The sequence below is a fragment of the Thermomonospora cellulosilytica genome, assembly GCF_014138835.1.
Lineage (GTDB): Bacteria > Actinomycetota > Actinomycetes > Streptosporangiales > Streptosporangiaceae > Thermomonospora > Thermomonospora amylolytica.
The window spans coordinates 7,140,661-7,164,878 of sequence record NZ_JACJII010000001.1; the positions used below are offsets into that span (position 1 = coordinate 7,140,661).

General features: G+C 72.9%; 17 protein-coding genes and 1 other RNA gene. 5 read left to right on the plus strand and 13 right to left on the minus strand.

From position 1 onward, the window contains the following. Both HNR21_RS36250 and HNR21_RS33540 read right to left on the minus strand, forming a co-directional pair. Entirely contained in the window at positions 1–132 is a 132-nt protein-coding gene (locus HNR21_RS36250; RefSeq protein WP_267899001.1) for a hypothetical protein, read from the minus strand. Next, positions 120–1,838, minus strand: a complete 1,719-nt coding sequence (locus tag HNR21_RS33540; protein WP_182708277.1) for an MmpA family trehalose lipid delivery protein — start codon at positions 1,836–1,838, stop codon at positions 120–122. The genes HNR21_RS36250 and HNR21_RS33540 overlap by 13 nt, the downstream gene beginning before the upstream one ends. Before the next feature lie 139 nt (positions 1,839–1,977). Between HNR21_RS33540 and HNR21_RS33545 the strand changes: the two genes are divergently transcribed. Next, positions 1,978–2,949 carry an alpha/beta hydrolase gene (locus HNR21_RS33545; RefSeq protein ID WP_182708278.1) on the plus strand — a complete coding sequence of 324 codons (972 nt, stop codon included), beginning with the start codon at positions 1,978–1,980 and terminating at the stop codon, positions 2,947–2,949. On the opposite strand, the gene HNR21_RS33550 is transcribed toward HNR21_RS33545, so the two are convergent. From HNR21_RS33550 to ftsE, 9 genes are all read right to left on the minus strand, one after another. Continuing rightward, positions 2,946–5,141 carry an acyl-CoA dehydrogenase family protein gene (locus HNR21_RS33550; protein ID WP_182708279.1) on the minus strand — a complete coding sequence of 732 codons (2,196 nt, stop codon included), beginning with the start codon at positions 5,139–5,141 and terminating at the stop codon, positions 2,946–2,948. The two genes, HNR21_RS33545 and HNR21_RS33550, sit on opposite strands and share 4 nt — an antisense overlap. A 97-nt stretch (positions 5,142–5,238) precedes the next feature. Continuing rightward, the gene (locus HNR21_RS33555; RefSeq protein WP_182708280.1) at positions 5,239–6,828 is read right to left on the minus strand and encodes a hypothetical protein; all 1,590 of its coding nucleotides are present in this window, start codon (positions 6,826–6,828) and stop codon (positions 5,239–5,241) included. 75 nt (positions 6,829–6,903) lie between these two features. Next, a complete protein-coding gene (locus tag HNR21_RS33560) occupies positions 6,904–7,737 on the minus strand; it encodes an EI24 domain-containing protein (protein WP_312881503.1) in 834 nt (277 codons plus the stop codon). Between the two features lie 232 nt (positions 7,738–7,969). Then, positions 7,970–8,341: a transfer-messenger RNA gene (ssrA, locus tag HNR21_RS33565) on the minus strand. 571 nt (positions 8,342–8,912) lie between these two features. Continuing rightward, positions 8,913–10,835, minus strand: a complete 1,923-nt coding sequence (locus HNR21_RS33570) for a penicillin-binding transpeptidase domain-containing protein (protein WP_182708281.1) — start codon at positions 10,833–10,835, stop codon at positions 8,913–8,915. 36 nt (positions 10,836–10,871) lie between these two features. Then, positions 10,872–11,360 (minus strand): SsrA-binding protein SmpB, encoded by a 489-nt coding sequence (gene smpB / locus HNR21_RS33575; protein WP_119728742.1) that lies wholly within the window; start codon positions 11,358–11,360, stop codon positions 10,872–10,874. Positions 11,361–11,372: 12 nt separating this feature from the next. After that, positions 11,373–12,596, minus strand: a complete 1,224-nt coding sequence (locus HNR21_RS33580; protein WP_182708282.1) for a S41 family peptidase — start codon at positions 12,594–12,596, stop codon at positions 11,373–11,375. 36 nt (positions 12,597–12,632) lie between these two features. Continuing rightward, positions 12,633–13,538 carry a permease-like cell division protein FtsX gene (gene ftsX, locus HNR21_RS33585; protein WP_119728741.1) on the minus strand — a complete coding sequence of 302 codons (906 nt, stop codon included), beginning with the start codon at positions 13,536–13,538 and terminating at the stop codon, positions 12,633–12,635. A gap of 66 nt (positions 13,539–13,604) precedes the next feature. Next, positions 13,605–14,294 carry a cell division ATP-binding protein FtsE gene (gene ftsE, locus HNR21_RS33590; protein WP_119728740.1) on the minus strand — a complete coding sequence of 230 codons (690 nt, stop codon included), beginning with the start codon at positions 14,292–14,294 and terminating at the stop codon, positions 13,605–13,607. Positions 14,295–14,562: 268 nt separating this feature from the next. Here ftsE and HNR21_RS33595 point away from each other — a divergent pair, with 268 nt between their 5' ends. After that, positions 14,563–14,754, plus strand: a complete 192-nt coding sequence (locus HNR21_RS33595) for a hypothetical protein (RefSeq protein ID WP_119728739.1) — start codon at positions 14,563–14,565, stop codon at positions 14,752–14,754. Positions 14,755–14,759: 5 nt separating this feature from the next. On the opposite strand, the gene HNR21_RS33600 is transcribed toward HNR21_RS33595, so the two are convergent. Then, positions 14,760–15,827: a DUF8094 domain-containing protein gene (locus HNR21_RS33600; RefSeq protein ID WP_182708283.1), complete on the minus strand. Its 1,068-nt coding sequence runs from the start codon at positions 15,825–15,827 to the stop codon at positions 14,760–14,762. Positions 15,828–16,000: 173 nt separating this feature from the next. Here HNR21_RS33600 and prfB point away from each other — a divergent pair, with 173 nt between their 5' ends. From prfB to HNR21_RS33615, 3 genes are all read left to right on the plus strand, one after another. Next, positions 16,001–17,122: a peptide chain release factor 2 gene (gene prfB / locus HNR21_RS33605; RefSeq protein WP_119728737.1), complete on the plus strand. Its 1,122-nt coding sequence runs from the start codon at positions 16,001–16,003 to the stop codon at positions 17,120–17,122. Between the two features lie 89 nt (positions 17,123–17,211). After that, positions 17,212–18,234, plus strand: a complete 1,023-nt coding sequence (locus tag HNR21_RS33610) for a DUF8094 domain-containing protein (RefSeq protein ID WP_182708284.1) — start codon at positions 17,212–17,214, stop codon at positions 18,232–18,234. A 48-nt stretch (positions 18,235–18,282) separates the two neighbouring features. Continuing rightward, positions 18,283–19,176 (plus strand): DUF8094 domain-containing protein, encoded by an 894-nt coding sequence (locus HNR21_RS33615; protein ID WP_182708285.1) that lies wholly within the window; start codon positions 18,283–18,285, stop codon positions 19,174–19,176. Positions 19,177–19,248: 72 nt separating this feature from the next. Here the strand turns inward: HNR21_RS33615 and HNR21_RS33620 are convergent, their stop codons facing one another. Next, complete coding sequence (locus HNR21_RS33620) at positions 19,249–24,099, minus strand: NAD-glutamate dehydrogenase (RefSeq protein WP_182708286.1); 4,851 nt, start codon at positions 24,097–24,099, stop codon at positions 19,249–19,251. Positions 24,100–24,218: the final 119 nt, after the last annotated feature.

Here is a 24,218-nt window from a genome sequence, read left to right on the forward strand (position 1 = left end):
TCACCGGGTGCCGTAGTTGTACAGCGGCTGGATGACGGGGTCCTGCTGGCTGGAGTCGACCAGCTGGACGACGCCGAACGAGCCGGCACCGGCCAGGAAGACGCCGAGGACGGCGGCGATCAGGATCCGCATGTGGGGGCCTTTCTGCGGCTGAACGGGGTGGAATGAGGGACAAGGGTAATGGGTGTTCCGGACATTGACCAGCCAATGGCACTGATCGTGACAATCCAGGCGAGCAGCGCCGTGACCAGCGGCGGAGCCGGATCGACGGGCCGCCGCGGGGCCGGGATCTCGAACAACGTCAGTTCCGGGGCGGCCATGACGACCCTCGCCCCGGGCAGTCTCGGCCGCAGCGCGGCGGTCAGCGACGGGACCTCCGCGTCGATCGCCACGTACCTGATCCCGTGGGCGCGCAGCACCTCGGTGAGCGGTCCCCGCGCGCGGACGGCGGCGTCGAGTTCCCGGGCGCGCGGGTCCTCGGTGGGGACGGTGGTGCTCCCGACCGTGACGGCGTCGTTCAGGATCACCCGGCGGGTCAGGTGGCGGGGCAGCGGGTCCAGCACCCGGCGGTGGCCGTTCCACGGGTACGACCGGTACGCCGCCCACGGCAGGACGAGCACGTCACCGGGGGTGCGGTCGGCCTGGACGACCCGGCGGGCGCCTTCCCACGAGTCCGGGTACCGCACGGACTGCAGCCGCCCGCCGGCCCCCCATGCCAGCGACGGCAGCAACGCGACCGGCAGCAACGCCGTGCACACCACCGCGAACACCGGCAGCCGCGGCAGCATCCACTCCACCGCCAGGCCCAGCCCCACCGCCACGACCACCGCCAGCGGCGCGACGTACTGCTGCCCGTCCCGCAGCACCGCGAACCCCGGCCACACCCCGATCAGCCCGCGCAACAGCCACGGCGCCACCGCTCCCAGCGCCGCCACCGCGAACCCGGCCAGCCCGGCCGCCGCAAAACCCGCGTACGCCCGATCCCGGTCGCGCCACCACCAGTGCCCGTACGCGGCGAGGGCGGCCAGCACCACCAGCAGCCAGGCCGTCGCCGTGACCGGATGCCCGTACCCTTCGGGCACCGTCTCGCCGTTCCACACGCCGCCCAGCAGCAGCAGGCTGCCCACCGCCCCGAACGGGGTGTCGGCACGGGCCGCGAACGCCTCCACCGCCGCCGCGTCCGCCGGGACCCCCGCAGGCCGCAGCCACCCGGTCACCAGCCACGGCAGGCTCAGCACCAGCACCGACGCGACGACCCGCAGCGCCGCCGTCCGCCGGGGACGCGACGCGGCCACCGCGACGGTCAGCGCCGCCAGCCCGGACACCGCCAGCGCCGCGAAGCCTCCGATCGCGGCGGGCACCAGGGCCAGGAGCAGCAGCCGTCCCCCGCCCCGCCCGGCGACCCCGGCGGCGCGTCCCACCGCCCACGGCAGCGCGGCGTACCCCAGCAGCAGCGCCCACTGGCCGAGCAGCAGCCGCTCGGCGACGAACGGGTTCCAGGCGTAGCAGACGCCCGCCGCCAGCCGGGCCGCCATGCGTTCGGACGGCACCAGCGACGCCGCCGACGCGCACGCCATCACGAAGATCGACAGCAGGATCAGCTTCTGCGCCAGGTCGCCGGGCAGCACCGCGCCGAGCGCCGCCGCCAGCGCGTCGCTGGGCACGTTGCGCGGCAGCGTGCCGGTCAGCCCGAACGTCATCCGCCCGAACACCGGCTCGGGCACGAACACCATGTCGTAGGCCAGCGTGAACCCGGGCGCGAGCGCCGGCCCCAGCGCCGCCAGCCCGAGCCCCAGCCCGACCAGGGCGGCCACCAGATGCCGCATCCGTCCCGCCATAGGCGCAGGAGGCTACCCCATCGATTTCCGTATCCGGCTGACAAATCGGATCCGGCGCTTTGTCAACCGGCCGACGAGGCGGCGGGCCCGCCGGCGCATAGGATTCCGGGCGTCCCCGGTCCGACAGGGCACCGATCACATGCGCATACCGATCTTCTGCGCGGCGGCCGCCGCCGTGGTGATCGCGCTCGCCGGATGCTCGGCGGAGGAACTGGTCGAGCCGCCGCCCCTGCCGGAGACCGCGCCGGCGCCGCACGCCGCGGACCGGCGGTTCGACGTGGACTACGCGCCCGAGTCCGCCGCCCAGCGCCTGGACCTGTACGTTCCGGCGGGCACCGCCCCGTCCCCGGTGGTGGTGTACGTGCACGGCGGGGACTGGCGCGGCGGGGACAAGGGCGAGGTCGCCGGCAACGGCCTCGACGACCTGCTCGAGGCCGGATTCGCGGTGGCGTCGATCAACTACCGGCTGACCGACGAGGCCCGCTGGCCCGCCGCCGTGCAGGACGCCAAGGCGGCGGTGGGGTGGCTGCGGACGAACGCACGACAGCACCACCTCGACCCCGAACGGATCGCCGTCGTCGGCTCCTCGTCCGGCGGCTACCTGGCGGCGGCGGTCGCGCTGACCGGGGACCGGCCCTCGGAGTTCGACCCGCCGCAGCCCACGCCCGGCGCGCCGGTGTCCACCGCCGTCCAGGCCGCCGTGCTGTGGTCGGCCCCGGTGGACTTCAGGTCGCTGGACCGGCAGCTCGAGGAGGCCGGCTGCCCGCCCGCCGTCCCCCCGCACGGGCATCCGGCCTCGGCCGCCTCGCAGTGGCTCGGCGAGCAGGTCGGCGCCGGCCCGAGGACGCTGCGCGCCGACCTGCTCGCCCACGTGCTGCAGCGGCCGACGGCCTCGTTCCTGTTCGTCCACGGGACCGACGACTGCGTCGTCCCGCCGGCCCAGGCCCGATCCCTGCACCGGGAGATCCGCCGGGCCGGGGGGACGAGCACCCTCGCCCTCATCGAGGGCATGGGCCACCGCGGCGGCACCGGCCGGCGCGTCCGGGAGACCGTCGCGTTCCTGAACGAGACCGTCGGCAGGCCCGCCCCGGCCCCGCACACCACCGGCTAGCGGCGGACCGGCTCCGGGTCGCGGGGCAGGCCGAGGATGCGCTCGCCGATGACGTTCAGGTTGACCTCGGTGGTGCCGCCGCCGATCGTCATCGCCCGCGACGCCAGCAGCCAGAACGTCCACCGGCGGCGCAGCCCGGACCTGCGGTCGCCGGTCAGCGCGCCCTCCTCGCCGAGCAGCGTGAAGCCGTACTCGGTGACCCGCTGGCCGTGCTCCATCGCCACCAGCTTGCGGACGTTGGCGGTCGCGCCCGGGTCGGTGCCGGACAGCTGCCGGAGCGTGGCGCGCAGCCCCAGCAGCAGGTACGCGTGCTCGTCGGCGGCCAGCCGGCCCAGCCCGTCCAGCACCAGCGGGTCGGCGGCCAGGTCCAGCTCCTCGATCAGCGCGACCAGGTCGGTCAGGCTCGCGCCGAGCTGGAACGAGCTGGTCAGCCCGACCCGCTCGTTGGCCAGCGTGTTGCGGGCGACCCGCCAGCCCTGGCCGACCGGCCCCACCACCAGCTCGTCGGGCACGAACACCCCGTCCAGGAAGACCTCGTTGAACACCGCCTCCCCGGTGCACTCGCGCAGCGGCCGCACCTCGATGCCCGCGGAGGCCATGTCGACCAGGAAGTAGGTGATGCCCTCGTGCTTGGGGGCGGCCGGGTCGGTGCGGGCGATGCAGATGCCCCACTGGGCCTCGCGGGCCAGCGAGTTCCAGATCTTCTGACCGGTGATCCGCCAGCCGCCCTCGACCTTCTCCGCCCGGGTGGTCAGGCCCGCCAGGTCGGATCCGGCGCCGGGCTCGCTGAACAGCTGGCACCACAGGATCTCGCCGCGCAGCGTCGGCGGCAGGAACCGTTCCTGCTGCTCGGGGGTGCCGTACTGGACCAGCGACGGCACCACCCAGGCGGCGATCATCAGCGGCACCGGGCGGACGTTCGCGCGCCGCAGCTCCTGCTGGATGACGACCTGCTCCAGCGGCCCGGCGTCCCGGCCCCACGGCCTGGGCAGGTGCGGGGTGACCCAGCCGCCCTCGGCCATCGCCGCCCGCTGGGCGAACGGGTCCATCGCGGCCAGTTCGGCGACCTGCGCGCGGATCCGCTCGCGCAGCGGGGCGGCGTCCTCGGGCAGGTCGATCTCGATGGGGCGGCGGAGCCCGTCCAGCGCCAGCCGCGCCACCCGCGCGTGGTGGGCGCAGGCCCGTCCGGTCAGCGCGCGCAGCGTCAGGGCCCGCCGGTAGATCAGGTGGGCGTCGTGCTCGAAGGTGTAGCCGATGCCGCCGTGGACCTGGATGTTGTCCTCGGCGCAGGTCACCGCCGCGTCCCCGGCCAGCGCCCCGGCCACGCCGACCGCGTATTCGCGCTGGCCGGGCTCCTGCCCGGCGTCGACGGCGCGGGCGGCGTCCCAGACGGCGGCGCGGGCCCGCTCGGTGGCGATCAGCATCCGGGCGACCTTGTGCTTGACGCCCTGGAACTGCCCGATCGGCCGGCCGAACTGCTCGCGGATCTTGGCGTACGCGGCGGCGTCCTCGGTGGCCCGGCCCGCGATCCCGCACGCCTCCGCGCCCAGCACCACGACGGCGAGGTCCCGGACCGGCCCCTGGAGGATCCGGTCCTGCGGCACGGTCACGCCCTCCACCCGGACGCTCCCGACCGGGCGGGTCAGGTCGAGGGACTCCCCCGTCTCGACCACGGCGTCGGCGGCGTCCACCACCGCCCACCTGTCGCCGCCCAGCGGCAGCACCAGCAGGTCCGCCAGCGGAGCGCCGAGCACCGTCCCGGCCGCCCCCTCGATCCGGAGGCCGTCGTCGCCGGGGACGGCCTCGAAGTCGCCCCGCAGCACCACGGCGGCGGTCCTCGACCCGTCGGCCAGGGACGGCAGCAGGTCGGCGCGGGCCTTGTCGGTGCCGTACGCGGCGATCGCCGCGGAGGCCAGCACGGTCGGGACGTACGGGCCGGGGGCCAGTGCCCGTCCCAGCTCCTCCAGGGCCACGGCCTGCTCGACCAGCCCGTAGCCCTGGCCGCCGTGCTCCTCGGGAAGGTGCAGGCCGAGCAGTCCCTGATCGGCCAGCGCCGGCCAGAAACCGGGGCGTCCCTCGTGCCGGGGGGACTCCACCTCGCCGCGCACCACCTGCCCGGTGATGTGCCGTTCCACCAGGCCGCGTACTGACGCGGCCAGGGCCTCGTGCTCCTCGGTCAGCCCGATCGCCATGCTGCCACCCTGTTCATGGTCGCGGTCGTACCACGCCGATGAGCGGGCCCGTGGTCCGGGCCCGCTCGCGTGACCAGGTGGTCAGCTTACTAGAACGCTATTCGGTCATCTGCTGGGCGGGGCGCAGTCCGGTGAAGAACGCGGTGACGTCCGGGTACAGCCTCCGGTGCGTGTCGGGCATGCTGGCGAACACCAGCGCCGGGGTCCTGCGCCCGGTGTCGATCACCGCGACCGCCACCAGCTCCCCGGTGGCGCGCACCCCCGGCCGCTTGTAGCCGAGCTGGGTGCCGATCAGCCAGCCCTGCCGCCCGCCCACGGTCAGCGCCTGCGAGGCCACCGGGCGCGCGGTGTGCGGGAACCCGTAGTACCGCTTGATCAGGTCGTCCAGCGCCAGCGCGGTGACCTTCTTGAGGCTGCCGGGCCCGGTGTACTGCGGCGCCAGCGCGGGCTGCAGCCCGCCGGTCAGCAGCTGGCCGTACCAGATCCGGTTGCCCCGCCGCTCGGTCACCACCACCTGCTGGCCGGACCAGCCCTTGGTGCCCAGCCGGTTCTGCTTGGTGGGCAGCTGCCAGGGCGCGCCGAACCGCGGCCAGGACAGCCCGGAGATCCGGTCGGTGACCATGCCGACCTTGCGGGACGGCTTGCCGGGGAACCGCGGCATGGCCCTGTCCGGCGGCACCTGCACCTGCTGGTCCACCGGGGCGCCGGCGGGCGCCCCCGCGGGCGGGCCGGACTGGCCGGAGTCTACGGGGGCGGGCTCGGGATCGGAGCCGCCGCGCTTGAGGAAGAACACACCGCCGGCCGCCACCAGCGCGACCAGCAGCAGCCCGATGCCCGCGTACAGGCCGACCCGGGAACGGCCCTCCTCCTCGAACCCGGCGGGCTCGGGCCGGCGGCCCTGCCTGGCCTGCTGCTCCTCGTCGTGGATCCAGTCCGGCAGCTGCCAGTTGCCGCTGCTCGGCTTGCCCGGCTTGACCGGCGCGTTCGCCCCGGGCATCTCGACCGGCGCGTAGTTGCCGACGCCCTCGTCCTGGTCGCCGGTCCCGTCGAACAGCGAGCCCTCCCACCCGGCGGGCCGTTCCTCGGCCGGACGCTCCTCGGCCCGCAGGCCGTCACCGGGTGCGGCCGGGGCCACCCGCACGTCGCGGGGGTCCTCGGGCTCGGCCGGGGCGTCCTCGACCGGCGCCCGGGGCGGCTCCGCGGCGAACCCGCCGGCCTCGTCGACCTCGTCGACCTCGTCGGCCGGGGTTTGGAACGTGGCAACGGGGCGTCCGCCGGCGTCCTCGGAGCGGGGCTCCTCCCCGGCGTCCTCGGACCCGGCGGCGGGCTGGGCCGGACGCTCGAACCAGGAGCTCACCTGCGGACGTTCGGCCTCATCGGCCTCATCGGCGACCGGCGCGGGCCGCCACTCCTCCTCGGCGACCGGCGCCTCGTCACGAACGCCGTCGTCATCGTCCTCGACGTCCTCGGCGTCCGGCAGGTCCGTCAGCCCCGGCAGCTCGGAGAACTCGGTCCGGCCGGCCGGCTCGGGCACCTCGACCTCGGGAAGCTCGGGGAACCGCGGCGGGCGCTCGTCCTCGGATCCGCCGTCCTCGATCGACGGCGACGGACCGGTGCGGTCCCCGGTGGTGGCCATGTCTTCGGTCATCTCCGTCCAGCGTGCTCCGCGCTCCCCCTCATCGGACATGCGGCACACGTTACGCGAAGATCACCATATGTCGCCGGGCGGGCAGTCACGCTAGGGACACAGCTTCCTATCGCCTCAGTGTTCACCCTGTGCACTTACGTCACCCTTGGTCACCGGTCTATCCTCCGCCGGTTCCCCGGGTTCCTCCGGTTCGCCCGGCGCCAGCCGTTCCCGGGCCAGCAGCGTCCCCCCGGCCACCGCCCCCGGCATGACCAGCACCGCGCCCAGCGGGATCAGGAACGTGACGAACGTCGCCGCCCCGAACCCCACCACCACCGGCCGCTCCCGCCGCATCAGCGCGAACCGCTCCCTGCGCACCAGCCCCCGTCGTTCCAGCGCCACCGAGGTCAGCTCCCCCGCCAGGAACCATCCCGACACCACGGCCGCCACCACCGGCACCACGAACTGCCCCAGCACCGGCACGAACCCCAACGCGAAGAACGTCACCGCGAACGCCACCGCCACGGCCCCCAGGATCAGCGAGTCCCGCACCGCCCGCCCGATCTTCACCGTCCACGGCACGTCCGGCTCCTCCGGCGCCCCGCCGCACGACTCCTCGACCCGCTCGGAGATCCTCTCGTAGAACGGCTCCCCCACCAGCAGCGTCGCCGCCGTGAACGTCAGAACCGCCACCAGCCCCCCGGCCACGAGGATCGCGACCCCCGCGATCACCCGCGCCACGGTCCGCCACTGTTCCTCCCAGGAGTCCGCGAACGGCGTCACCCACACGGCCAGCTCGTCCGCCCGCCCCGCCAGCCACACCAGCGCCGCCGCATAGAACACCAGCACGATCAGCGCGGGCACCATCCCGAACACCCACTGACGAGGCCGCCGGGCGACCCACCAGACCCCCCGCCCCAGATAACGCACCCCGACGAACAACCCGCGGATCCCACGCACATCACTCACGCCCAGCACTCTTCCCCGCAACCCGCGATCACCACAAACCAGGCCACCCCGCCCCCCATGGCCACCCACCGGCAGCGACCGCTCCCCAGCCCCAACAGCCCACCGGTCCACTCCACATCCACATCACCGCCGACCCGAGCGCCGCCGGCCCCCGCACCACCCCCGATCCGCCCCCGAAAACGCCGAACGCCGGCACGGAGCGCGTCTTGGCGTTCCGTGCCGGCGTTCGGCGTGGTGGAGGTGGCGGGAATCGAACCCGCGTCCTTCGGTAATGAGTCAGGGCTTCTCCGGGCGCAGCCTGCTAGGCGTTTTCTCGGCCCCGGTGCTCACGCAGGCAAGTCACCGACAGGCCCAGTCGCTGTGCGATGTTCCTGCTCACCCCGCGACCGGGTGGGCAGGTGGAGTCTCCTCACGATGCCAGGTCCCGGGCCGGAGACACTCCCGGGCTGACAGAGTCGCTACTCGCTCAGGCGGCGAGAGCGAACTCGGACTGCGGCTTATTGGCAGTTATTTGTTCACGGTCGCAGGATTTACGAGGTCGCAACCGCAACCCTCGGCCCGCTTCCCCTGGCTACACCGACCGAAGTCGAAGCCAGTCACCCCCATGTTGACTTGTCAAGCAACCCGGCCCCCGAGGGGTCCGCAGCGTCAGACATTACTCCATAACACCCACGACGCCAACATCATTCCCGCCCCCCGACCTGCCCCTCCGCCCTTGCACCACAGACCCTCCAGGCCCTGACCCCCCTGCTCCGAGAGCCCCGTACCCCCTGATCCTCAGGGCCTCGCACCCGAGGATCCTGAAGGCCACCGCGAGCGGGCCCGCGTGGCCGTAAGGGAGGAGGCTTTCAAGATCGCGAGGAACGAGCGATCTTGAAAACGACGACCGCACGGCCACGCGTCCCAAGGCCCGCGAGCCGCCGCGCCGGAGGCGCGGCAATAAAAACGCCCCGGTGAGCGCGATCTCCGCGCTCACCGGGGCTGACCGGCAGGGTCGGGCCGGTCCGGACGGCAGAGCCTCCCCCGAGACGAGGCTCTGGTCTCATCACGGCGACTGAGTCCGCAACCCCCCAAGCGGTGTCTCAGTCACCCATAAAGACGAGCGGGAGGGCCCGATCGGTTGCGCCCCGCAGGTAAAGGGATAACAAATCGATAACGGGGTCGGCCGGGACCGGCTAGCGCAGGTACCTGGCGGCGATGACGGCGGCGTTGACCTCGCCCTCGACGGCGATGGCGAAGGCCAGGCCGCCGCGGAAGCCGACGAACCAGGAGACCTTCCGGGGCTTGCCGCCCTCGGTGTAGGAGACCTGGGCGACCACGCCGTGCACCGGGAACGAGCCGGGGATCCGGGCGGCCCGGGCGGTGCCGGAGTTGACGGCGCGCTGCATCAGCCGCTTGAGTTCGCCGACCGGCAGCGCGTCCAGGGGCTGGGCCTGGATGGTCTGCCTGTCCCGGGGCTCCTTCAGCAGCAGCGGGGGGCGCCAGGTGCCGGCCTCGACCGCGCCGGCGGTCAACGCCATGCCGAGCGGGCTGGCCAGCACGCCGTTCTCGCCGAGCACGGTGGCGGCCTTGCCGGCGTCGTCCCTGGGCGCGGGAACGGTGCCGGAGAACGCCGGGACCGACATCTGCCAGTCCTTGCCGAACCCGAACCGGCCCGCCTCCCGCAGCAGCGCGGCGCTGGACAGGCGGGTGCTGGCGGCGGCCAGCGTGGTCGCGCACGACCGCGCGAAGCTGAGCTGGAAGGTGCCCTTGGCGAACCCGCGCCCGGTCGGGTTGGCGAACGCGCGCCCGCCGACCGTGGTGGTGGCCGGGCACTCGGTGGCGTCCCGCTCGGACATGCCGCTCTGCAGCAGCGCCTCGGCCGAGACGATCCCGAAGGTCAGGCCCGGCGGGTAGCGGCCCTCCATGGCCTTGTTCACCCCGCCGGTGCGGTGGTTGGCGACCGCCAGCACCTCGCCGGTGCTGGAGCGCACGACCACCATCGAGGCGGGGGCCCGCAGGCCCGCCAGGGCGCGCTGGGCCCTGTTCTGCTGGGCGGCGTCGATGGTGGTGCGGACCGGGCGGGTCTGCTCGCCGCGCCACTCGGCCAGCACCTGACGGTGCCGCCCGGCCGGGTCGACGGCCACGACCTTGACGGTCGGGGTGCCGGCGAGCCAGCGCTGGTGCAGCAACTGGATGCCGCTGACGCCGATGGTGTCACCGGGCTGGTACGGGGCGCCGACCCGCTGCAGCCTGTCGTCGGTGGCGGGGCCCAGGTGGCCGACGAGCTCGGGGGCCGCCGCGGCCTCGATCGGCGCGACCACCCGCTGGACGTGCACCCCCTCGATCTGCCGCAGCCGGAGCGCGGCGCCCGGGTGCTCGGTGCGGTTGAACATCACCAGCGGCAGGAAGTCGCGCGGCGGGGCCGACCGCACCCGGCCCAGGAGCCGTTCGGCGTCCAGCTTGCGGCCGCCCGTCGCGGTGGCCTCCACCAGCCGGGTGATGGTGCGCTGCGGGTCGCGGAGCTGGCCCGGGAACACCCCGACCACGTCGGCCTGGACCTTCTTGACCAGCGAGCGGCCCTGGGCGTCGACGATGTCGTTGCGCTGCGGGGTCTCGGTGACCACCGCCAGCCGCTGGCCGTCGCGCAGGTTCGGGTGGATGATCGACGGGCTCCACACGACCTTCCACCGGCCGCCGATCCGCTTGAGCGTCATCTCCCCCGGATAGGAGAACGGCTCCCCGTTCTCCCCCAGGTCGATCTCCACCGAGAAGCGGGCGAACGCCTGGTCGCCCTCCCGGACGATGGCCTTGACCTGGTCCTCGCCGTCCGCGGCGGCCTGCCCGGCGCCCGGCCCGCCCCGGGCGGGCAGCGCGCTCAGGCCCAGGCCCAGCTTCATGGAGGCCGCGTCGAGCTGGTCGGCCATCTGGCTGAGCGCCTGGACCACGGTCCGCCGGTCGGCGCCCACCGTCCTGGCCGCGGCGGCCTCGTAGTTGCCGACCTCCCAGGCCACCAGGAAGTCCCGTACCGCGGGCATCGCCGAGGACTCGGCGAAGCAGCCGGTGGCGGTCGAGGCGACCAGCGCACCGCAGGCCACCACCGAGGTCACCCGGCGCATGCGACCGCCGGCTCTCCAGCGTGCGAACCCCACCGCTCAGACCCTGCCGCCGGTACGGGCCCGCATGCGGGCCGAACGAGCTCTTTCCATCTCCCGGCCGGCTTCCCGTTTCGCGATCGCCTGACGCTTGTCGTAGGTCTTCTTACCACGGGCCAGGGCGATCTCGACCTTGGCCTTGCCGTCCTTGAAGTACAGCGACAGCGGGACGATCGTCAACCCCGGCTCCTTGGTCTTGGCGATGATCCGGCCGATCTCCCGCTTGTGCAGCAGCAGCTTGCGGGGCCGCCGGGGCGCGTGGTTGGTCCAGGTGCCCTGCAGGTACTCGGGGATGTGCACGCCCTCCAGCCAGACCTCGCCGTCCTTGACCCGGGCGTACCCGTCGACCAGCGAGGCCCGCCCGGCGCGCAGCGACTTGACCTCGGTGCCGGTCAGCACCAGGCCGGCCTCCCAGGTGTCCTCGATGTGGTAGTCGTAGCGGGCCCGCTTGTTCTGGGCCACCAGCTTGCGACCTTGCTCACGTGGCACGAGTCTCTCGCCTCAGTCCTTCATGCGGGGCCCGTCGTCCAGGCCCTTGGTCGGCGCGGCGGCCACCAGCCCGCGCAGCACCCCGGCGGCCCGCCGCATGGCCTCCGCCGGGGGGCGGTCCGCGGAGACCACCACGTCGGGGTCGATCCCGACGCCGTCGAGGTCGCGGCCGCCCGGCGTGCGGTAGCGCCCCACGGTCAGCTCGATCACCGAGCCGTCGCGCAACCGGACCGGTTCCTGCACCGATCCCTTTCCATAGGTACGCGATCCTACGATCACCGCGCGGTCCCGGTCGCGCAGGGATCCGGCGACGACCTCGGCGGCGCTGGCGGTGCCGGCGTCCACCAGGACCACCAGCGGGGTGCGCCCGTCGCCGGGGGCGGTCACCGGCCACGGCCGGGGCGGCCGGCCGCGCCGTTCGTAGATGACGACCACGCCGCCGGGCAGCAGCGCCGAGGCGGTCTGCACCGCCTCCTCCAGCAGCCCGCCCGGGTTGCCGCGCAGGTCCAGGATCAGCCCGCCGCCGCCCTGGGCCCGCCACCGCTCCACGGCCGTGCGGACCTGCCGGCCCACCCCCCGGGTGAACGCCGAGATCCGGATGACCTGGATGCCGGGCCCGGTGCGCTCGACGGTCACGTCGCCGCTGCGCACCGCGGTGCGGACCAGCCGGAACTCCCGTTCGGCCAGGCCGCGGCGCACCCGCAGCAGCACCGCGGTGCCGGGCCGGCCGCGCAGCGCGGCGGCGACCCGGGAGGGGTCCCAGCCCGCGACCGGACGGCCGGCGATCCCGGTGATCACGTCACCGGCCTGCACGCCGGCCCGCTCGGCGGCCGATCCGGGCTGCACGCTGGCGACCTTGACCGGGTCGGCGGCCGATCCGTCGCCGCCCAGCCACAGCCCGACCCCGCTGTACCGGCCGCTGAGCCGGCCCCGGGTGTCGTCGTACTCGGTGGCGGTGTAGTACCGAGCCCACGGGTCGCCGAGCCGGCGCAGCATCCCCTCGACCGCGGCCCGCTGCAGATCGGTCCGGCCGACCGGGATGGCCGACTCGTCGGCGATCCGCCGGGACGCCTCGTCCAGGGTGCTCTGACCGCCCGTTCCGGCGGAGGTGCCCGGCTCGGCGCCGGTCACCACCCCCGCGCCGTACGCGCACACCAGCGCCAGTGCGACCGCGGCGGCGCGGACGGGTCGACCGGCCCGCACTGCTCGGGGGACACGACCGGTCAGCCGGAACATGGCAACGAGTGTAGGACGGGCGGATCGGCCCTCCGGTCAGATCCGCAGGTATCGGCGCAGGCTCAGGAACGAGGCCGCGGCGCACAGCAGCACGCCCACGCAGATCGAGAACACGATCACACCGGTCACCGAGGCCCACGACAGCTGGCTGGTGAACTCCAGCGACTCCTGCAGCTGGTCGATCAGCGCGATCTTGCTGCCGACCAGCAGGATGGCCGCGAACAGGCCGCCGATCAGGCCGGCGATCGCGCCCTCCAGGATGAACGGGAGCTGGATGTACAGGTTGGAGGCGCCGACCAGGCGCATGATCCCGGTCTCCCGCCGCCGGTTGAACGCCGACAGCCGGACCGTGTTGGCCACCAGCAGCACCGCCGCGATCACCTGGATGGCCGCGATCATGATGGCCGCCCACTGCAGGCCGTTCAGGATCTTGAAGAACCGGTCCAGGATCTCCTTCTCGTTGACCACCTGGTCCACCCCGGCCCGGTTCGCCAGCAGCTTGGTCACCTCGTCGAACCGCTCGGGGTCGCTCAGCCGCACCCGGAAGGAGTCGGGGATGTCGCCGACCTTGGCGCCCTGCACCAGGCCCGGGTTGCTGGAGAAGGTCTCCTTGAACCGCTGGAAGGCCTGCTCCTTGCTCTCGTAGGTGACCTCGGCCACCACCGGCGAGCCCTCGAGGTCCCGCTTGATCTCGGCCTTCTGCTGCTCGGTGGCGTCGGTCTTGTTGCAACTGGGGTTGGAGCTGGTCTTGTTGCACAGGAAGACCGAGACCTCGATCCGGTCGTGCCAGTAGCTCTTGGAGCTGTCGACCTGGAGCTTGATCAGCAGGCCGGTGCCCAGCAGCGCCATGGCGATCGCCACGGTGATGACCAGGGAGACGGTCATCGTCAGGTTGCGGCGGAGACCGATCCAGATCTCCTGGAGAACGAACTGTGCGCGCATGCCTCGCTGTCCTTGGTCGACCTTGCCTGCCGGGGAGTCTCGGGCGGGGCTCGGTTACAGGCTGTGTCAGTACGCCTGACCGTACACGCCGCGCGACTGGTCCCGGACGACCCGGCCGTCCTCCAGTTCGACGACGCGCTTGCGGAAGGCGTCGACGATCGCGGCGTCGTGTGTGGCCATGACGACGGTGGTGCCGGTCCGGTTGATGCGGTCCAGCACCTTCATGATGCCGATCGAGGTGGCCGGGTCGATGTTCCCGGTCGGCTCGTCGGCGAGCAGGATCATCGGCCGGTTGACGAACGCCCGGGCGATGGCGACCCGCTGCTGCTCACCGCCGGACAGTTCGTGCGGCATCCGGTGCGCCTTGCCCTCCAGGCCCACCAGGTCGATGACCTCGGGCACCACCTTGGCGATGAACCGCCGCGGCTTGCCGATGACCTCGAGCGCGAACGCGACGTTCTCGAAGACGTTCTTGTTGGGCAGCAGCCGGAAGTCCTGGAACACGCAGCCGATCCGGCGGCGCAGGTGCGGCACCTTCCAGTTGGTGAGCCGGCTGAGGTCCTTGCCGGCCACGTGCACGCGCCCCTGCGTGGGCCGTTCCTCCTTGAGGACCAGACGCAGGAACGTGGACTTGCCCGAGCCCGAGGGGCCCACCAGGAACAGGAACTCGCCCTTTTCGATGGACACGTTCACATGCTGCAGGGCCGGCCGGTTCTGGTTCCGGTAGACCTTGGTGACGTTGTCGAAGTGGATCACGGCTGCATCACGGCTCGTCAGTCTAGAGGCTGGGAACGGCTCCTTGGCCACCCCCGAGGGGCCCGCGACGCAGGTCGCGGGTACTCCGGGATAGCAGCCCGGTTGACCACGGAGCAGTCTAGGGGTCGCTGTCAACCGCTTGGCCCGTTCGCGCCGGATCCCGGGTCGCTCCCGGGTTTCGGCGCTCGCGGACCGGCTATGGCGACCATACAAGGCAGCTAGGCTGGATGACGGCGAAACAGGCCATTTACCCCAGGGAGGTCGCGAGATGAGCTGCGATCATCTGATCTGTGCTCGATGCTCGCACCCCGTCAGCGAGGGCCGTTGCCCGACCTGCCGGGCGGCCCGCGAGGAGTTCCACGACCACGGCCCCGCCCTGTCCCCGGCCCTCGTCCTCGCGGCCCTGGTCCTGCTGCTGGCGCTGTCCCTGGTCCTCGCGGTCCGGTACGGGTCCTACTAGCCGGCCTAGTTGACCTTCTGGGGCGAGTAGGCGCGGGTGACGGCGCCGCCGGTGGCGATGACCTCGGCCTTGGGCTGGGGCTTCTTCGGCTTGGCCTTCGGCGGGTCGTAGGCGGCGAACTGCAGGGTCTGGGAGACGTGCAGCTCGCTGCCGAGGATCAGGCTGTCGAGCAGGTGGGCGGCCTCGGTGGGGATGGGGGGCCGTCTGGCCTGGTCCTTGGCGAGCGTGACGGTGTCGCGGCTGAGCGCGTACAGCACCAGCGCGCCGCCGTCGGTGGTGCGCAGCGTGAACACCGGGTGCAGGGTCGCCGGGAACACCACGTCGAAGGCCAGGTCCGACTTGTCGGCCTCCTTCTTGATCCGCCGGGTCTCGTGGTAGTAGGCGGTGGTGCCGACGCCCGGCTTCATCAGGCGGGCCGGGACGCTGTCGGGTCCCTCCTCGGCGATGGCGGCCTGGATGCCCGCCACGCTCTTGGGCGGGATCAGCAGGTCGGTCTCACCGGTGAGCACGGCGGTGGCGTACCCCTCGGTGTCGAGCTCGACCTCCGGCGACTCGGCCTTCTCCTCCAGCATCGTGACCAGGCTGAGCGTCCACCTGGCCTCGGGGCTGCGGCGGATGAACGCCATCAGCGCCGTACGGGGGTCCTCCTTGTCGGCCTCCTGCCCCGCGACGGGCCGGACCCGGCGCTCGGCGGCCACCACGAACCACTGCGGATAGGTGTCCTCCGACAGCTTCGGCACGTAGAAGGTCGGCTCGACGTACTCGTAGCGCGGCAGGGCCTCGTCGTGGAAGACCGCGTGCCGGTACTCGGCGGCGGTCAGCGCGGACTGGCCGTCGGAGACCCACTGGAGCGCCAGCCGCTCGTCCCCGCTGGCGCGGGCCACGTCCTCGTTGTTGACGAACCGGTGGAACTCGCGGGCGGCGACCTGCAGCGTCAGCCGTTCCGGGACGGCGGGGGTGGTGGCCGCCGCGACCGGCGTGGTGGAGGCGCCGCGTTCCTCGGTGGAGCACCCCACCGCACCGGCGCCGAGCAGCAGCGCGAGGGCCGGTACGGCCAGTGAGGTCCTTTTCACCGCCTGCCCCCCGACTCGTCCGACTTGCTGTGGCTGGTGAGCAGGATTCTGCCATCAATGAACGCGCCGTACGGCCACCGGCACCGGTTCCCGCGCCCTCGGGCGGCGGCGCCGCAGGCCGTTCCGGGACGCGCGGGACCGGAGCGGTCGCCGTGCGCCGATAAACTGCGAGTGTGGCAGGTATCGACCCCGTAGATCAGCTCAAGGAGCTCGGCTCGGCCCTCACCGGCATCGAGGCCGTGCTGGACCTGGACGCCATGCGCGCCGAGATCTCCCGGCTGCGGGAGGAGTCGGCCGACCCCGACCTGTGGAGCGACCAGGAGCGCGCCCAGCAGGTGACCCGCCGGCTGTCGCACCTGGAGAGCGAGCTGAACCGGGTGACCGGGCTGCGGCAGCGGCTCGACGACGTGACCACGCTGTACGAGCTGGCCGACGAGATGGACGACGCCGACACCCGGGCGGAGGCCGACACGGAGCTGGCCTCGCTGGCCAAGGACATCCAGCAGCTCGAGGTCCGCACCCTGATGAACGGGGAGTACGACCACCGCGAGGCGCTGGTCACCATCAACGCCCAGGCGGGCGGGGTGGACGCGGCCGACTGGGCGCAGCAGCTGCAGCGGATGTACCTGCGCTGGGCCGAGCGGCACGGCTACCCGACCGAGATCTACGAGACCTCCTACGCGGAGGAGGCCGGGATCAAGTCGACCACGTTCGCGATCAAGGCCCCGTACGCCTACGGCACGCTGCGCGGCGAGCACGGCACGCACCGGCTGGTGCGGATCTCCCCGTTCGACAACCAGGGGCGCCGGCAGACCTCGTTCGCGGGGCTGGACGTGGTGCCGGTGGTCGAGCAGAGCGACCACGTGGAGATCGACGAGAGCGACCTGCGGATCGACGTGTACCGCTCGTCGGGCCCGGGCGGGCAGGGCGTCAACACCACCGACTCGGCGGTGCGGATCACCCACATCCCGACCGGGATCGTGGTGTCCTGCCAGAACGAGCGGTCCCAGCTGCAGAACAAGGCCACCGCGATGGCGGTGCTGCAGGCCAAGCTGCTGGAGCGCAAGCGGCAGGAGGAGGCGGCCAAGATGGCCGACCTGCGCGGCGAGGGCACCAGCAGCTGGGGCACCCAGATCCGCAACTACGTGCTGCACCCGTACCAGATCGTCAAGGACCTGCGCACCGGCGTGGAGGCCGGCAACCCGGCGGCGGTGCTGGACGGGGAGATCGACGAGTTCATCGAGGCGGAGATCCGCTGGCTGCGGCAGCGGGAGAGCGAGACCGAGAACGCCTGACACTTCGCATTCCGGATTCGGCGAGTAGTCGGACGGTCACTCTGCGATGATGCGGGGTGACCGTCGCCGTCTTCTCCCGGAGTTCCGTGATGCGTGCACATCCTGCCGTCGCCGTGCTGACACTGCTGCCGCCCCTGCTGGCGGGCTGTGCCGGGGGCTCCGGCGAGCAGCAGGCCACGCCCGCGCTGACCAAGCAGCAGGCCGCCGCCGTGCTCCAGCGGTACGCCCAGGTCAAGAACCAGATGCAGGCCGCCGCCGCGCGGGGCGTGGACGGGTCGCTGCTGGCCACCGCCGAGACCGAGCCGCAGCTGACCATGGACCTGGCGGCCTACCGGCTGTACCGGACCGCGGGCGAGAAGCTCCGGCCCCTGGAGTACGGCCAGCCCACGTTCTACATCCCCCGGCTCACCGGCTACCCCCGGTGGTTCGCCGCCGACACCACCTCCTGGGTCGTCGTCCGCAAGTCCTCGGGCGGCTCCGCCGAACGCACCCGGCCGGTGCGGCACGCGATGCTGTTCGTGCAGAGGGCCCCGAAGGCGCCGTGGCTGCTGGCCGCCGACCCGCTGCCGAGCGGCGGCGCGCCGACCTCGCCGCTCAGCGCGGTGGCCCTCGACAAGGAGGGGTACGCCACCGCCGTCCGCCCGGACGCCTCCGGGCTGGCGGTCTCCCCCGACCGGCTCGGCGAGGCCCACGCCGCGGTGCTGACCCGCGGGGCGCAGGCCGCGCCGCACCACCGCAAGGTGCTCGCCGACGGTCCCGCCACCCTCCGGGCGCACGAGGGGCTGAGCCGGGCCACCGCGCAGTTCCGCTCCCTCGGCATCACGCTGACCTCGACGTTCGCCCCGCACGACGCCCCGGTCTACGCGTTGCGCACCACCGACGGCGGCGCGCTGGTCTGGTACGTGCTCCGCCAGCACGAGTCGTACGTCGCGGGCTCCCCCGGCAAGCTCAGGGTGGGCGGCGACCTGACCGGGCTGGTCTCCGAGAAGCAGGCCCGCACCCGGCTGGACTCCACCGTCCTCATCCAGCACCTGGCGCAGGTCCCGGCCGGCACCGGGCAGGCGCAGATCACCGGCATGTACCGCAAGGCGGTCCACGCCCGGGGCGCCTAGCCGCCCACTACACTGTCCGCCCGGATCGATCATGAGCGAGGGGGCGGCATGCGCCGACGCGTGGCCGGTGCCCTGGCCGGCTCGTTGCTGCTGGCCGGCGGATGCTCCGGTGGACAGGACGACCCCTTGCCCGCGGCGTCGGCGACACCGGCCGGGGAGCCGGCGGTGTCGCCGCGGGAGTCGCAGGCCGTCCTCGACGGCTGGACCGAGCGGTTCAACGAGGCGGTGGACTCGGGCGCCGAGGCGGATCTGCGGGCGGTGACCGCCGGGCCGCTGCGGGACTCCCTGGTCGGGCGGGCCCGGGCCGGCGGCGGGATGCCGGAGTCGGAACGGATCGCCCTGCGCAACCCGGTGCTGTACGTGCCGCGGCTGACCGGCCATCCCCGCTGGTTCGCCGCCGCCGCGCTGGACGACGCCGGCGGCGACGCCCGGCAGGTGCTGGTGCTGTTCGAGCGGGCCCGGGCGAACGAGCCGTGGCGGGCGGCGCACCTGCTGACGTTCAAGGGCAGGCCGCCCGCGCTGGACTTCGACGCCGGGGGCCACGCGATCCCCGCCGACGGCGGGTCGCTGCCCGCCGGGCACGCCGGCTACCTGGCCACCGGGAACCGTTCGGCGTTCACCCCCGACGCCTTCACCCGGGCCGCGCACGAGCGGGCGCGCGGCTCGGACACCACGTTCCGTCCCGCCCGCCACCAGGTCCGCGCGCTGCGCACCGACGACGGCGGGACGCTGGCCTGGTACGCCGTCGAGCAGCGGCGCACGCTCGACGTCGGCGACCGGGCCCTGCCCGCCGACGTGCGCGCCCATCTGGGCAGGTCACGGCTGCGGGCGACCCGGGTGACGGCGACCTGGACCTGGCTGGTCATCGGGTACGCGGCCCGGCACGGCGGCGGGCACGCCCTCGGCGAGAGCGTGCACCTGTCCGACGTGCGCCCGGCCTGAGGTCAGGCGACCGCGGCGCAGCGAGGATCGCCTGACCTCGGGGTCCGGGGGTCGCCCCCCCGGACGAGCGCGTCAGCCCTTGAGGCCGGGCAGCGTCGAGGCGGTCACCAGGTTGCGGATCGCGCCGAGCGCCACCGACAGGGTCGCCAGGTCGAAGTTGTCGCTCTCCCAGATCTCCCCGAGGGTGTGCTGGGCGCGGGCCACCGCGTTGCTGTTCTTGTCCGCCCAGCCGATCAGCCGTTCCTCCGGCCGCAGGCCCGGCTCGGTGGACATCAGCACGTCGCGGGTGAGCGCCGCGTGCGCCGTGTACAGGTCGTCGCGCAGCGCGGCGCGGGCCATCGTCTTCCACCGGTCGCCGCGCGGCAGCGCGATGATCCGCTCCCGCAGCCGGGCCAGTTGCAGCCGGTCGGCCAGATCGAAGTAGACCTCGGCGACCTCGGCCACGTCCCGCCCGGTGGTATGGGCGATCTCCACCAGGTCGAACGTGGAGTAGGCGGGCACCATCCGCGCCACCTGCTCGGCCAGCTCGTCCGGCACGCCCCGTTCGGCGAACTCGTTGCGGCGCTGCTCGAACCCGGCCAGGTCCAGCCCCACCAGCAGCTTGGGCAGGTCGGGGGCCAGCGCCCGCACCCCGGGCGAGAAGAACTCGATGTTCTCGGTGATGTCGAACGGCGGCCGGCGGTTGCGCAGCAGCCAGCGGGCCCCGCGCTCGGTGAGCTTGCGGGCCTCCAGCAGCATCCTGATCTGGGTGGCCTCGTCCACCTGGTACGACAGCGACTCCACCTGGCGGCGGAAGGCCGGCATGTCGAACACCTCCCGGGCCACCAGGTAGGCGCGGGCGATGTCGGCGCTGGACGCCCCGGTCTCCTCGTTGATCCGGAACGTGAACGTGGTGCCGCTGTTGTTGACCAGGTCGTTGACCACCTGGGTGGCGATGATCTCCCGGCGCAGCGGATGCCGGTCCATGTAGGAGCGGAACCGCTCGCGCAGCGGGGTCGGGAAGTAGTGGACCAGCCAGGACTCCAGGTAGGGGTCGTCGGGCAGGTCGGAGGCCACCAGCTCGTCGTCCAGGGCCAGCTTGGCGTAGGCCAGCAGCACCGCGAACTCCGGCCCGGTCAGCCCCTGCCCGGCCTGCCGCCGCTCGGCCAGCGCCTTGTCGTCGGGCAGGAACTCCAGCCGCCGCTTGAGCCGGCCGTCGCGCTCCAGCTTGCGCAGCAGCCGGCCGTGCACGTGCAGCATCGACTGGGCCTGCCGGCGGGCGGCGGCCAGCGCCACGTTCTGCGCGTAGTTGTCGGCCAGCACCAGCTGGGCGACCTCGTCGGTCATCTCGTCCAGCAGGGCGTCCCGCCGCTTGCCGGTCAGCTCGCCGTCGCGGACCGCCTGGTCCAGCAGGATCTTGATGTTGACCTCGTGGTCGGAGGTGTCGACTCCGGCGGAGTTGTCGATGAAGTCGGTGTTGATCAGGCCGCCGGCGCCGTCCGGGCCGCCGTACAGGGCGTACTCGATCCGGGCGAGCTGGGTCAGGCCCAGGTTGCCGCCCTCGCCGATCACCTTGCAGCGCAGCTCGGTCGCGTCGGCGCGGACCGCGTCGTTGGCCTTGTCGCCGACGTCGGCGTGCGACTCGGCGGACGCCTTGACGTAGGTGCCGATGCCGCCGTTCCACAGCAGGTCGACCGGGGCGCACAGGATCGCGTGGATCAGCTCGAACGGCGTCATCGCGGTGACGTCCTCGGCGATGCCCAGCGCCCGCCGCATCTGCGGGGTGATCCGGATCGACTTGGCGGTGCGCGGGAACACCCCGCCGCCCTCGGAGATCAGGTCGGCGTCGTAGTCGGCCCACGAGCTGCGCGGCAGTTCGAACAGCCGCTTGCGCTCGGCCCACGAGCGGGCCGGGTCGGGGTCGGGGTCGACGAAGACGTGCCGGTGGTCGAACGCCGCGACCAGCTTGATGTGCCTGGACAGCAGCATCCCGTTGCCGAAGACGTCACCGGACATGTCGCCGATGCCGACGACGGTGAAGTCCTCGTTCTGCACGTCCTTGCCGAGGGTGCGGAAGTGGTACTTGACCGACTCCCACGCCCCGCGGGCGGTGATCCCCATCGCCTTGTGGTCGTAGCCGACCGAGCCGCCGGAGGCGAACGCGTCGCCCAGCCAGAACCCGTAGGAGGCGGCGACCTCGTTGGCGATGTCGCTGAACGTCGCGGTGCCCTTGTCGGCGGCCACCACCAGGTACGGGTCGTCGCCGTCGTGGCGGACCACGTTCGGCGGCGGCACCACCCGGCCGTCGACCAGGTTGTCGGTGATGTCCAGCAGCCCGCTGATGAACTCCTTGTAGCACTCGATCCCGGCGGCCATGAACGCGTCGCGGTCGGACGGGTCGGGCAGCCGCTTGCCGACGAACCCGCCCTTGGCCCCGGCCGGGACGATCACGGTGTTCTTCACCGCCTGCGCCTTGACCAGGCCGAGGATCTCGGTGCGGTAGTCCTCCCGGCGGTCCGACCAGCGCAGCCCGCCGCGCGCCACCGCGCCGTACCGCAGGTGGACGCCCTCGACGCGCGGCGAGTAGACGAACACCTCGAACTTGGGGCGCGGCTGCGGCAGGTCGGGGATGGCCTGCGGGTCGAACTTCAGCGACAGGTACGGCCTGCCCTGGAAGTGGTTGGTGCGCAGGGTGGCGTTGATCAGGCTGCGGTAGGAGCGCAGGATCCGGTCGTCGTCCAGGCTCTCCACCTCGTCGAGGGCCCCGGCGATCTCCTCGGCGATGGCCTCGCTGCGCTCGGCCCGGTCGCCGGCCGGCGCCGGGTCCAGCCTGGACTCCCACAGCCGGACCAGCAGCCGGGTGATGGCGGCGTTGCGCAGCAGCACCTGCTCGAAGTGCCGCTTGCTGAACGGCACGCCGGCCTGCCGCAGGTACAGCGCGTACGCCCGCAGCACCATGGCCTGCCGCCAGGTCAGCCCGACGTGCGGGACCAGCGCGTTGAACCCGTCGTTCTCGATCTCGCCGCGCCACAGCGCCAGGAACGCGTCCTGGAACAGCTCCTTGACCCGGTCCTCGGGGACCCCGCCGCCCGGCTGGAAGCGCAGGCCCAGGTCGTAGATCCAGTAGCGGGCGCCGTCGGCGGGCACCACCTCGTACGGCCGCTCGTCCACCACCTCGACGCCCATGTTCTGCAGCAGCGGCAGCACGTGGGACAGCGAGATCGGCGGGCCCAGCCGGTAGATCTTCAGCCGCCGCTCCCCGGGCTCGGCCCGGAACGGCTCGTACAGGTTGATGGAGACGTCGCCGTCGCCGCTCAGCTCGTCCAGCCGCTTGAGGTCGGCGACCGCGGTGCGGGCCGGGAAGTCGGCCTTGTAGCCCTCGGGGAACGCGTCGGCGAACCGCCTGGCCAGCGGGCCCGAGCGTTCCTGGCCGCACTGCTCGACGATGGCGTCGGCCAGGTCGTCGGCCCACGAGCGGGTGGCGGCGGCGAGCTTGGCCTCCAGTTCCTCGGGGTCGACCTCGGGCAGCGGCTCGCCCCGGGCCACCCGGACCACCACGTGCAGGCGGGCCAGGGTGGACTCCGACACCATGGCGGAGTAGTCGACGGTCTCGCCGTTGAACGCCCGCCGCAGGATCTCCTGGATGCGCAGCCGGATCCGGGTGGTGTAGCGGTCGCGCGGCAGGTAGATCAGGCAGGACATGTAGCGGCCGTAGGCGTCCTGACGCAGGAACAGCTTGAGCCGCTTGCGGTCGCGCAGCCCCAGCACGCCCAGCGCGATCGGCACCAGGTCGTCCACCGAGATCTGGAACAGCTCGTCGCGCGGGTAGGTCTCCAGGATCTCGGCCAGGTCGTGCCCGTCGTGGCTGTCGGGGGTGAACCCGGCCCGGTCGATCACCTCGTCCAGCTTGCGCGCCAGCACCGGGATGTGCGCGATCGACTCGCTGTAGGCCACGTGGGTGAACAGGCCCAGGAACCGCCGCTCGCCGATCACCTCGCCGCGGTCGTCGAACCGCTTGATCCCGACGTAGTCCAGGTAGTGCGGCCGGTGCACGGTGGACCGGGAGTTGGCCTTGGTGAGGATGAGCAGCTTCTTCTCCCGCGCCTTGGCGCGGACCTGCGGCGGCAGGGCGGCGAAGCTGCCGGACTCGGGCTTGTCGTTGCGCAGCAGCCCCAGCCCGGTGCCGGTCACCGGGATCAGCGCGGCGCCGTCCTCGGTCAGGTCGTAGTCGCGGTAGCCCAGGAAGGTGAAGTGCCCGTCGGCCAGCCAGTCCAGCAGCTCGACGGCCTCGGTCCGCTCGGACTCGGGCACCGGCGGCGCGCCCTGGGCGATCTCGGCGGCGATCGCCCCGGCCAGCGACCGCATCTTGGGCTCGTCCTCGACCGCCGCCCGCACGTCCTGCAGCACCCGCAGCAGGTCCTTCTCCAGGGCGTCCAGGACCCCCCGGTCGGTGGTGCGGTCGACCTCGATGTGGATCCAGGACTCGTCCAGGTCGTGCGGGCTCTCCCGGTGGCCGCGGATCGCGCGCAGGTTCCCCGCCACGTCGCGGTCCACCCCCATCAGCGGGTGCACCACCAGGTGGGTGCCCAGATCGTGCCGGGTCAGCTCCATGGTGACCGAGTCGACCAGGAAGGGCATGTCGTCGGTGACCACCTGGACGACCGTGTGCCCGGGATCCCAGCCGTGCTCCTCGACGGTGGGGGTGAAGACCCGCACCTTGGGACGGCCCTGCGGGCGGACCTCGCCGAGCCTGCGGTGCGCCAGCGCCGGGCCGTACACGTCGGCCGGGTCGCGGTCGAGCAGGTCCTCCGGAGCCACGTGCCGGTAGTACAGCCGCAGGTATCCGACGGTCTCGTCGAGATCGCGGTCCCCCGGGGCCTGCGCGCACACCTCCGCGGCTCGTCGAAGCAGGTCGTCCTTGGCCAGATCGAGCTTGCCGCTCATGCAGACACTCCCCTAGAACCCTCGTCACGCCGTTGTGACGTCGCTCATGTCGGCCACCTTAACCGTTTTCACTCGGCTTGCACTCCGCGCCGAGCAAGATCGCACTGCCCGGCCCGGGG